We start from the raw sequence: 10,669 nt of genomic DNA, 5'->3' as shown, positions 1-10,669 counted from the left end.
GCCGAGGCCGCGACCGCGGCCCGCCCGGCGTCCGAGAGGCGCGAAGGTTGTACCAGGCGCACGAAGTTCCGACCTGCGGCCCGAAGGGCCGAGCGCGCGAATGCGCGCCGCGCCGCACGGCGCGAAGCCAAGGGCCGCAGATGCGGCCCCCCCGGCGTATGAGGGGCACAAAGGTGAAACCTTTGTGCGCGCGGTATGAACCTTCGGCGCCCGGCATGTGCCTATTCGGCGAGTTCGAAGAACAGCAGCAGGCTGCGCTGCAGCCAGCTCTGGTTATCGTCGGAGACGATCGCGACCAGCGTCCGGCCTTCATGGCGCACCGCCGCGATCCCCTCGTAATTGTCCACCGGCAAGGGCGGATCGAGTCGCAGGAGCGGCGCGCCCTGCAGCACCGCCCCCGCTGTTGCCGCGGCCAGCGATGCGGCGGGCAGCCGCACCACGCGTCCCCAGAAGCCCGCGATCCAGGTGAAGCCGCGCTCCAGCACCAGCAGATCGCCGCCGGGCAGTGGCGTGGCGTCCACGGGGTTCATCCCCGGCCCGGGCCGCCAGCCCAGCGGCATCCAGGCGCCCGGCCGGCCGAGCCAGGCCGTGGTGGTGCCGGGCGCGTCCGGCAGCGGCAGGTCCTCGGCGATCGCCAGCCAGCGCCCGTCCTGCAGCACGGCCAGCGTCTCCAGCCCGGCATTGCGCGGCGCCTGCGCCAGGCCCGGCGGCGCGTCGACATGCCGCGCCGGCCCGTCCAGGTCGGCATAGCGCCAGATGCGGTGCCATCGTTCGAAGGCAACCAGCCAACTGCCGTCCGGCAGCCGGGCCAGCGCCTCGGCATCACGCGCATGGCCGCGCGGCAGCGGGCGCCCCGCCCAATCCTTCAGCCGTCCTGAGCGCCGCAGCGCCAGCGCCGCGGGGCGCAGTCCCGACCCCATCGTCAGCGCGAACTCCGCGAACCAGCCGAGATCGCTGATGGCGGTGACGGTCAGGTCGGGCGCGATGTGCAGGCCGGAGAGTCCGCCGAAGCCGAGCTGCTCGCGGTCTATCTCGAAGCCGCCGAGCGGGCGGAGCGGCGTGCCGCCGGGCAGGCGGGGCAGCGCGAAGGGCGTGGCCAGTGCGGCCGAGCCGCGCGCCGCGCCATGCGGCAGGGCAGCCAGGGCGCCGGCGAGCAGCGCACGGCGAGAAAGCCGCGCGGGCGCGTCAGGCGATCGCAGGTGCGCGCTCGGCGGCCGCCCTCTGCCAGGCCAGCGCCGCATCCTCGTCGAACAGCTCGGCCAGCTTCTTCATCATCGTCCCGCCCAGCTCCTCGGCATCCACGATGGTCACCGCGCGGCGGTAGTAGCGCGTGACGTCGTGGCCGATGCCGATGGCGATCAGCTCCACCAGCTCGCGCCCCTCGATGTCGGTGATCACCTTGCGCAGGTGCCGCTCCAGGTAGTTGCCCGGGTTCACCGACAGCGTGGAATCGTCCACCGGCGCGCCGTCGCTGATCACCATCAGGATGCGGCGGTGCTCGGTGCGGGCGAGCAGGCGCCGATAGGCCCAATCCAGCGCCTCGCCGTCGATGTTCTCCTTCAGCAGCCCTTCGCGCAGCATCAGGCCGAGATTCCTGCGCGCCCGCCGCCAGGGCTCGTCGGCTGCCTTGTAGACCACATGCCGCAGGTCGTTCAGGCGCCCCGGATTGCGCGGCTTGCCTTCCTGCACCCAGCGCTCGCGCGACTGCCCGCCCTTCCAGGCGCGCGTCGTGAAGCCCAGGATCTCCACCTTCACCCCGCAGCGCTCCAGCGTGCGCGCCAGGATGTCGGAGCACATCGCCGCCACCGTGATCGGCCGCCCGCGCATGGAGCCCGAATTGTCGATGAGCAGGGTCACGACCGTGTCGCGGAAATCCGCCTCCCGCTCGCGCTTGTAGCTCAGGGAGTGCATCGGGTTGGCGACGATGCGCGCCAGGCGGGCGACATCGAGCAAGCCTTCCTCGAGGTCGAACTCCCAGGCGCGCTGCTGCTGCGCCAGCAGGCGCCGCTGCAGCCGGTTCGCCAGCTTGGAGACGACGCCCTGCAGATGCGACAGCTGCTGGTCGAGCTGCTGGCGCAGCCGCCCGAGCTCGTCGGCGTCGCACAGGTCCTCGGCCTCCACCACCTCGTCGAACTGCCGGGTGAAGGCCTTGTAGGCCGAGGGGTCGTCCACCTGCGGCACCTCGCGCCGCTGGGTCGGGCCGCCGGGGCGGTCGTCGCCATCGGCCGCCGCGCCGTCCTCCTCGCCTTCCTCGGTCTCGTCCTCGGCGGCGTCGCCCTGCATCGTCTCGGGCTGGGCGCCGAGCATGCTCTCGGTGTCCTGGGCCTGCGCCTCGCCCTCGCCGGACTGGTCCTGCTGCGGGCTGGTCTCGCCGCCCTCGCCTTCCTCCTCGTCCTGCTCGCTTTCCGTCTCGACCTCAGCCTCGGCCAGGTCGAGCGCGGCGAGCAGCTTGCGGGCGGCGCGGGCATAGGCGTCCTGGTCGGCGGCGGCATTCGCCATCTCGGCCAGCGCGTCATCGGCCTTGCCGCCGAGCGTGTCGCGCCAGAGATCGAGCACGCGCTGCGCCGCCGCCGGCGCCTTCTCCCCCGAGAGTTTTTCGCGCGCGAGCAGTCCAAGGGCAGCCGCCATCGGCAGCTGGTCCTTGCGCGTCATGCGGTCGTAGCCCTCGGCCTCGCACTGGTCGGCGAGGCGGGCGCGCAGATTGGCCGCGACTCCCGACATGTGCTGGCTGCCGATCACCTCGACGCGGACATCCTCGAGCGCGTCATAGACCTCGCGCGCCTCGCGCCGCGATGGCACGCGGGCGGCGTGCACGCCCTCGTCGTGGTGGCGCAGCTTGAGCGCGATGGCATCCGCCGCGCCGCGCAGCTTCGCCATCTCCGCCGGCGGCAGGGAGCGCGTCGGCAGCGGCAGGCGGGCGCGCTTGCCGGCCAGGCCCGAGGGGCCGGGCTGGAAGGCCACCTGCACCTCCGGCACCTGCGCGATGGCGCGCAGCACGCCGGCGGTGGCGCGCTTGAATTCTTCCTGCCTGGTCTGATCCTTCGACTGGCTTGACACTCGGTGGCCTCCGCTGCGCTCCGGCCGCCGGCCCGATTCAGACTTCGCTCCTCGGCGCCCGGCGCCTGCGGTGCTCCGTCATCGGGACGGCCGGGGCGTCCGCCTCGTTCCTTACCCCGCCTTGCGCAGCAGCAGGCCGGTCGGCAGTTCCTCGTTGAAGCAGCGCTGGTAGTATTCGGCCACCGTGCTCCGCTCCGCCTCGTCGCATTTGTTGAGGAAGGTCAGGCGGAAGGCGAAGCCGACATCGCCGAAGATCTTCGCGTTCTCCGCCCAGGTGATGACCGTGCGCGGCGACATGACGGTGGAGATGTCGCCGGCGATGAAGCCGGCGCGGGTCAGGTCGGCCAGGGCGACCATCGCCTCGACCTGGCGCTTCTGCTTCGCGTCCTTCTCGTCCATGCCGAGCTTGGCCATGACGATGGACGTTTCCTGCGCATGCGGCAGGTAGTTCAGCGTCGCCACGATGTTCCAGCGGTCCATCTGGCCCTGGTTGATCTGCTGCGTGCCGTGATAGAGCCCCGTCGTGTCGCCGAGGCCGACCGTGTTGGCTGTGGCGAAGAGGCGGAACATCGGATGCGGCCGGATCACCTTGTTCTGGTCGAGCAGCGTCAGCTTGCCCTCGACCTCCAGCACGCGCTGGATCACGAACATCACGTCCGGGCGGCCCGCGTCGTATTCGTCGAAGACCAGCGCGCAGGGATGCTGCAGGGCCCAGGGCAGGATGCCCTCGCGGAACTCCGTCACCTGCTTGCCGTCCTTCAGGACGATCGCGTCCTTGCCGATCAGGTCGATGCGGCTGATGTGGCTGTCGAGGTTGACGCGGATGCAGGGCCAGTTCAGCCGGGCGGCCACCTGCTCGATATGGGTGGACTTGCCGGTGCCGTGGTAGCCCTGGACCATGACGCGGCGGTTGAAGGCGAAGCCGGCCAGGATGGCCAGCGTCGTCTCCCGGTCGAAGCGGTAGGAGGCGTCAACCTCCGGCACATGCTCGGTCCGGACGGAGAAGGCCGGCACGACGAGATCGCTGTCGATGCCGAACACCTCGCGCACCTTCACTTGCGTGTCGGGCATGTCGATCGCGGTGGTGGTCCGGTTCTCGGCGAGGGCGACCTTGGTCATGTGACGGTCCGGCTGTGGCAGGAGGGCGCAATCTAGGGCGGCCGGGCGGCAGAGGCTACCCGTCGCGAGGGGATCCGGCGTCGCCGGGCAGGGGGGCGGGGCTAGCCCGCCGGCGCGGCGGCCGCGGCCTCCGGCTGGCGGGCGGGCAGGCGGCGGCGCAGCAGGCTGTAGGCCCGGTTGATGTCCTTCAGCCGTTCCTCCGCCTGGCGGTCGCCGCCATTCGCATCGGGGTGGTATCGCTTGGCCAGTTCCTTGTAGCGCGCGCGCAGCGCGGCGGCATCGAGCGGCCAGGCGAGGCCGAGCACATCCAGCGCCGCGCGCAGCTCCGCCGGCGGCTCATCGCGCTTGGGCGGCCGGTCGCGGCGCGCCTTGTGCAGCGGCGTGTCACGCAGCACGCCCAGCGGGTCGCGGACATACTCGCTCTCGAACGGATTGAACCCGCCGAGCCGGCCGAGCGGCCAGGTCGGCCGCTGCCAGCCGGAATCGGCCCGCAACTCGGCCTCGATCTCCGTCGGGCCCATGCCTTTGTAGTAGTCCCAGGCGCGGTTGTATTCGCGCACATGGTCGAGGCAGAACCAGCGATACTCGTTGAGGCGCATGCGGTCGCGGGGGGCGCGGAACTCGCCGGCATTCGGGCAGCCCGGCTGTTCGCAGGGGCGCGCGGGCGCCTCCGGCTGGTCGGCCAGTCCCAGGTAGATCCGCTCGCTCCTGCGTGCCATGGCCCGTTTATGGGCGTGGGTCCGGGGGTGCGCAAGGCGTTGCGGCCGCGTGGGTTTCATGCGTCCGGCCCCGGTGCAAAGCCGCGGCGCAAGGGGCATATATACCGAATATGACCCGTGCCGACCGCATCGCCGCCGCGCTCCGCGCCGCCTTCCCGCCCGCCGAGGTGGAGGTGGCCGATGACAGCCACCGCCATGCCGGCCATGCCGGCGCCAGCCCGGAAGGCGAGACGCATTACAGCGTGCGCGTCGTCTCCCCGGCCTTCGCGGGGATGAGCCGCGTCGCCCGGTCGCGTGCCGTGCATGACACGCTGGCGGCGGAATTCGCCGGCGGCATGCACGCGCTGGCGCTGACGCTGAAGACGCCGGAGGAGGCGCGCGGCTGAGCCGGGCTATTCCTCCGCCACTTCCTCGTGGCGGCGCACCACGGCGCTGCCCTCCGCATAGGCGAGGCAGGAGTTGATCGGCAGCACGCGCCTGGCCGGCGGCGGGGTCTCGCCGCGGGCGATGGCGGCGGCGCGCTCCTCCCGCGCCTTGCGCCAGCGCATCGGGCCGATGGTCTGGAAGGCGACGGTCGCCATCTGCGCCAGCACCTCGCGCAGATGCGTGCAGCCCAGCGCGCCGCCCACGCGCTCCTTCACCGCGCGATTGAAGCCCGGCCCGATCGAGACGCCGGCAAGGCGCGAAAAATTCGGCGCGGCCTGGGGGCAGATCGCATAGGGCGTGAAGTCGGACGCCGCCTCGCAGGCGCGGATCACCATGTCCTCGCCGACCGTCAGCCGCACCCACATGCCATGCAGCGGTTCCCCGGGCTGCACGGTGCCGCGGTCGAGATTGTCGAAGGCATAGGTCTTGGTGTCCGCGAGCCACGCCTCGATGTCGTAGAGGCCGTCCTCGCGCTGGTAGCCGTGCATCTCGATCAGGCGGCGATGCAGGGGCTTGCGTGCGGCGGGGGGGCTGAGCGGCATGCCCGCCCCTATGGCATGGCCCCCGCCGCCAGGCCAGCGGCAGGGGGGGCAGCGCCACGCGTCGAAGTCTCAGAGCAGGATGTTGGCCTCGCTGAAGCCGCCCGATGAGAAGACCTCGATCCGCATCTCCGCCAGACCGTCGCCGTTCACGTCGCCGAACACCGAATTGTAGCCCGACCCGCCGGTGATCCACAGTGCGCCCTTGATGCCGACCACCGGCGCATCGCCGACATAGGTGAACTTGTCCTTGGTGCCGTAGCTGCCGTCGGCGTCGATGGCGACGAGGCTGATGAGGTCCTCGGCCGCGTCGAAGCCGATGATGCGGTCCGCGGCGACCGCCATGCTGTCGGTGGTGCGCGTGAAGATGAACTGGTCGAAGCCGGCGTCGCCGATCATCGTGTCGCGGCCCGTCCCGCCGATGATCAGGTCGTTGCCGGCGCCGCCCTGGATGCTGTCGTTGCCGCCGTCGCCGAACAGGCGGTCGTCGCCATCCTCGCCGAACAGCGTGTCGCCGCCCGACCCGCCGCGCAGGATGTCGAGCTCCGTGCCGCCGAGCATCCTGTCATGGCCGGCGCCGCCGAGCAGCGAATCCCGCCCTGCCCCGCCTTCCAGCGTGTCGCTGTCGTTGCCGCCGTCCATCGTGTCGTTGCCGGTGCCGCCCCGGAGCACGTCGAGGCCGTCGCCGCCGAGGATCAGGTCGTGGCCGCCATTGCCCTCGACCAGGTCGTTGCCGCCATCGCCGCGGAGCACGTCGCCGGCGGAGGCGCCGCGCAGCGTGTCGGCGCCCTCGCCGCCCCAGAAAAGAAGCTGGCCGGTCGCGGCGTATTTGGCGTGGATCAGGTTGCCCTGGTCGTTGCCGCCATAGCTGGCGCCGCCGGTGCCGGTGAAGAGCAGTTCCTCGACATGCGCGGTAAGGCTGTAGCTCGCGATCTGGGTCTCCACCGTGTCCCAGCCTTCGCCCGCGTTCTCGATGACGACGTCGTTCCAGCCGATGGAGTAGTGGTCATTGCCGGTGCCGCCGAGCATCGTGTCGGCAAAGGCGGCGTCCTCCAGCGAGACGCCGTTCAGGGTGTCGTTCCCGGCGCCACCCGACATGTAGTCGGCGTTGTTGCCGCCATAGAGCACGTCGTTGCCCTCCTCGCCGTAGAGGGCGTCCGCTCCGCCGTAGCCGTTCAGGATGTCGTTGCCGGCGCGGCCTTCGATCGTGTCGTTGTGGCGCGAGCCGTCGATGCGGTTGCCGAGCTCGTTGCCGCGCAAGCGGAAGGTCGGGTCGTAGTAGTCGCCGTATTCCAGCGCGCTCAGCTCGAGGTTCTCGACATTCGCCGGCAGGTCGAAGGTGCCGCTGTAGCGGACGAGGAGCTCCAGGGTGTCCGTGCCGCCGCCCGCCAGTTCGATGACGCGGCCGCCGATGGAGGGATCGCCCGGCAGGTACCAGAGATGGAGCTTGTCGTCGCCGGTGCCGCCGATCAGCACGTCCCGGCCGTTGCCGGTCAGGTCGTCGTTGCCCGAGCCGCCATCCACCGTGTCGGCGTTCGCGCTGTAGGAACTGACCGTGTCGTTCCCGCCCCGGGCGACGATCCACCGCGAGGGCGAATTCCAGTCCTGGTAGTAGCTGTCATTGCCGCCCGTGAGAAACTTGTAGCTGAACGACATGGTGCCGATCCCCTGGGCGACGCCATTGCGTGCGACGCCGTTGCGATGGGGGGATCATGCCGGCGGAGGTGGCGCACATGATGTTGCGCGCCCCTGGTTTGCGACGCCGCCGCTTCATCGCCTGTAACGATCGTTGCGCGCGCCGCCCGCTGCCGCGGCAACCTGGTCACAGCGCCAGCTTGTAGCCCTCATGCGTCGCGCGGAAGCCGAGGCGGTCGTAGAAGCGCTGCGCGTCGGCGCGCGACTTGCTCGTGGTCAGCTGCACCATCGTGCAGCCGCGCGCCCGGCACTGCTCCACCGCCCATGCGATCATCCGCTGGCCGAGCCCGGAGCCGCGGCGGTCCGAGGCGACGCGCACGGATTCGATCTGCCCGCGCCAGGCGCCCTTGTGCGACAGGCCCGGGATGAACGTGATCTGCAGCGTGCCGGCGATGCCCTGCGCATCCTCGGCCACCATCAGGATCTGATTCGGATCGGCCGCGATCGCCGCGAAGGCGGCCAGATAGGCCTGATCCAGCGGCAGCCGGGGATCCTCCCGCTGCCGGCCCAGCGCATCATCGGCGAGCATCGCTACGATCGCCGGCAGGTCCGCCTCCGTGGCCCGACGAAAGCGCGGACCGTCCATCATGGCAGGGCCTGCGGCGCCCGGAACCCGGCCGCTAGACCAGGAAGATCCACATCAGCAGCAGCACGACGATGGTCGCGGCCACCGCCCAGGTCGTGCCGGTCAGGAACTGCGCGTAGAAAGAGCGCCGCTCGCCGATGATGTCATCGGACTTCACCTCGACCAGCTCCATCGTCGTCGGGCCATGGTCGGCCATCGTCATTCCCCGTCGGCTCAGCTTCCTGCGCCGCTTTTAGGAACGCCCGCGGGACCCGGCAAGGGGTTGGCGAGCGCGCCGGACGCCGCTTCCGCGCCGATCCGCGCGACCCCGCCCTCCAGCCGCACCCGCCCGGCGGCCAGCCAGCCGAGCGCCGCCGGATAGAGCCGATGCTCCTGCGCCAGGACACGGGCGGCGAGATCCGCCTCGGTGTCGTCGGGCAGCACCGGCACGGCGGCCTGGGCCAGGATCGGGCCGTCATCCACCCCGGCACGCACCAGATGGACGGTGCAGCCATGCAGCTTCACCCCCGCCGCCAGCGCCCGCGCATGCGTGTCGAGGCCCGGGAAGGCCGGCAGCAGGGAGGGATGGATGTTCACCAGCCGGTCCTGCCAGCGGGCCACGAAGCCGGGCGTCAGCACCCGCATGAACCCGGCGAGCGCGACCAGCTCCACGCCATGGCCTTGCAGCTCGGCCTCCATCGCGCGTTCGAAGGCGTCGCGGTCGCGGCCGAAGACGCGGCTCTCCACCACCGCGATCGGGACGCCCCGCGCGCGCGCGACCGCGAGCCCGGCCGCATCCTCCCGGTTCGCCAGGACGAGGACGATCTCCGCCGGATAGGCCGGGTCCGCCGCCGCCGCCAGCAGCGCCGCCATGTTGCTGCCGCGGCCCGAGATCAGGACCGCCGTGCGCACGCGCCGGGTCGGCTGGGGCATCAGCGGGGCCAGCCCGCCCCGATCCCGTCCACCCGGACCGCGGCCGGGCCTTCGCCCGCCTCCAGCACGCCGATGCGCATCGCCCTCTCGCCCTGCCCGGCCAGCAGGGCGATCGCCGCCTCGGCCCGGTCGGCCGCCGCCACCACGACCATGCCGATCCCGCAATTGAAGACGCGCAGCATCTCGTCCGGGGCGATGCTGCCGGCGCGGGCGAGCCAGCCGAAGACCGGCGGCACCGGCCAGGCCTGCGCATCGAGCGCCGCCACCACGCCCCGCGGCAGCACGCGCGGCAGGTTGCCAGGCAGCCCGCCGCCGGTGATGTGGGCCGCGGCCTTGACCAACCCCGCGCGATGCGCCGCCAGCAGCGGCTGCGCATAGATCCGCGTCGGGGCCAGCAGCGCCTCCGCCACGCTCTGCCCGGCGGCGAAGGGCGCGGGCGCCGCAAGCGCCAGCCCCGCCGCCTCGATCACCCGCCGCACCAGGGAGAAGCCGTTGGAATGCACGCCGGAGCTCGCCAGCCCCAGCAGCACGTCGCCGGGCCCGAGATCGGCGCGCGGCAGCAGCGCGCCGCGCTCGGCCGCGCCGACCGCGAAGCCGGCCAGGTCGTAGTCGCCGCCCTTGTAGAGGCCGGGCATCTCCGCCGTCTCGCCGCCCACCAGCGCGCAGCCGGCGATGCGGCAGCCTTCGGCGATGCCGCCGATCACGTCGCGCGCCTGCGCCACCTCCAGCCGGCCGGTGGCGAAGTAATCCAGGAAGAACAGCGGCTCCGCGCCCTGCACCACCAGGTCGTTGACGCACATCGCCACCAGGTCCTGCCCGACCGTGCCGTGGATGCCGGAGTCGATCGCGAGCTTGAGCTTGGTGCCCACCCCGTCGGTGGAGGAGACCAGCACCGGATCCTGGAAACCCGCGGCCTTCAGGTCGAACAGCGCGCCGAAGCCGCCGAGGCCGCCCATGGTGCCGCGGCGGTCGGTGGCGCGGGCCAGCGGCTTGATCGCCTCCACCAGCGCATCGCCCGCCTCGATGTCCACCCCGGCGTCGCGGTAGGTCAGGCTGGTCATGCAGGCCCTCGATCGGCTATGCGCTGCGGGTCGGGACAGGATGGGCAGGATGCCGTTCGGCCAGCACCGCACCCAACACGGCGACCGCACCCGGCACGGCACCGGATTGCGCGACATCATCGCCGGCCGCGCGGGGGCGGGAAACAACCACGGCGGCGCGCGGGGCGCAATCGCCGCCCTGCTGCTCCTGCTCGGCCTCGCGCTGGCTCCCTTGTCCGGCGCCGCGGCGCAGGGGAATCCGCGCGTGCAGACCAATGTGCCGGCCGAGGCCACGGCGGAGAATGCCGTGGTGGCACGCGACCGGGCGCTCGTCTCGGGCCAGCGCATCGCCTATGGCCGCATGGCCGCCGAGCTCGGGCTGCCGACCAACCTCTCCGACCAGCAGATCGAGGCGATGGTCGCCTCCCTGGTGATCGAGAGCGAGCGGATCACGCCGCGCGGCTACAGCGCCCGCATCACGGTGAATTTCCGCGATTCCGGACAGGGTGGCCACGCCGGGGGCGGGGGGGGGGGGGGCCCGGCGGCCGCCCCCCCCCCGGCCCGGCCGGCCCCCCC

General features: G+C 72.0%; 12 protein-coding genes. 2 read left to right on the top strand and 10 right to left on the bottom strand.

Annotated elements, in window-relative coordinates:
- Positions 1-221: 221 nt before the first annotated feature.
- The 4 genes from AC1MIR_RS19115 to AC1MIR_RS19100 all read right to left on the bottom strand — a co-directional run bounded on the left by AC1MIR_RS19115 (position 222) and on the right by AC1MIR_RS19100 (position 4,895).
- Positions 222-1,241, bottom strand: coding sequence for an esterase-like activity of phytase family protein (locus AC1MIR_RS19115; RefSeq protein ID WP_480029776.1), 1,020 nt, complete (start codon positions 1,239-1,241; stop codon positions 222-224).
- Positions 1,186-3,057 carry a cobaltochelatase subunit CobT gene (gene cobT / locus AC1MIR_RS19110; RefSeq protein ID WP_480029775.1) on the bottom strand — a complete coding sequence of 624 codons (1,872 nt, stop codon included), beginning with the start codon at positions 3,055-3,057 and terminating at the stop codon, positions 1,186-1,188. Before cobT ends, AC1MIR_RS19115 begins: the two co-directional genes overlap by 56 nt.
- Positions 3,058-3,168: 111 nt before the next feature.
- A complete protein-coding gene (cobS, locus tag AC1MIR_RS19105; RefSeq protein WP_480029774.1) occupies positions 3,169-4,176 on the bottom strand; it encodes a cobaltochelatase subunit CobS in 1,008 nt (335 codons plus the stop codon).
- A 101-nt stretch (positions 4,177-4,277) separates the two neighbouring features.
- A complete protein-coding gene (locus tag AC1MIR_RS19100; RefSeq protein ID WP_480029773.1) occupies positions 4,278-4,895 on the bottom strand; it encodes a J domain-containing protein in 618 nt (205 codons plus the stop codon).
- A gap of 110 nt (positions 4,896-5,005) precedes the next feature.
- Between AC1MIR_RS19100 and AC1MIR_RS19095 the strand changes: the two genes are divergently transcribed.
- Complete coding sequence (locus tag AC1MIR_RS19095) at positions 5,006-5,281, top strand: BolA family protein (RefSeq protein WP_480029772.1); 276 nt, start codon at positions 5,006-5,008, stop codon at positions 5,279-5,281.
- Positions 5,282-5,287: 6 nt separating this feature from the next.
- Here the strand turns inward: AC1MIR_RS19095 and AC1MIR_RS19090 are convergent, their stop codons facing one another.
- From AC1MIR_RS19090 to purM, 6 genes are all read right to left on the bottom strand, one after another.
- A complete protein-coding gene (locus AC1MIR_RS19090; protein ID WP_480029771.1) occupies positions 5,288-5,863 on the bottom strand; it encodes a DUF2889 domain-containing protein in 576 nt (191 codons plus the stop codon).
- A 69-nt stretch (positions 5,864-5,932) separates the two neighbouring features.
- The gene (locus AC1MIR_RS19085; RefSeq protein WP_480029770.1) at positions 5,933-7,516 is read right to left on the bottom strand and encodes a calcium-binding protein; all 1,584 of its coding nucleotides are present in this window, start codon (positions 7,514-7,516) and stop codon (positions 5,933-5,935) included.
- Between the two features lie 166 nt (positions 7,517-7,682).
- Entirely contained in the window at positions 7,683-8,144 is a 462-nt protein-coding gene (locus AC1MIR_RS19080; protein ID WP_480029769.1) for an N-acetyltransferase family protein, read from the bottom strand.
- Between the two features lie 31 nt (positions 8,145-8,175).
- Entirely contained in the window at positions 8,176-8,337 is a 162-nt protein-coding gene (locus AC1MIR_RS19075; RefSeq protein WP_480029768.1) for an aa3-type cytochrome c oxidase subunit IV, read from the bottom strand.
- A 17-nt stretch (positions 8,338-8,354) separates the two neighbouring features.
- Positions 8,355-9,053: a phosphoribosylglycinamide formyltransferase gene (purN, locus tag AC1MIR_RS19070; RefSeq protein WP_480029767.1), complete on the bottom strand. Its 699-nt coding sequence runs from the start codon at positions 9,051-9,053 to the stop codon at positions 8,355-8,357.
- The gene (gene purM / locus AC1MIR_RS19065; protein ID WP_480029766.1) at positions 9,053-10,114 is read right to left on the bottom strand and encodes a phosphoribosylformylglycinamidine cyclo-ligase; all 1,062 of its coding nucleotides are present in this window, start codon (positions 10,112-10,114) and stop codon (positions 9,053-9,055) included. The genes purN and purM overlap by 1 nt, the downstream gene beginning before the upstream one ends.
- 49 nt (positions 10,115-10,163) lie before the next feature.
- Between purM and AC1MIR_RS19060 the strand changes: the two genes are divergently transcribed.
- Positions 10,164-10,669 (top strand): hypothetical protein (locus AC1MIR_RS19060; protein WP_480029765.1); only part of this gene is annotated, 506 nt, incomplete at its 3' end.

It is taken from the genome of Falsiroseomonas sp. RANM36 (assembly GCF_056682175.1).
The sequence above is the reverse complement of the archived record's forward strand: the minus strand, read 5'-3'. Positions and strand labels throughout refer to the sequence as shown.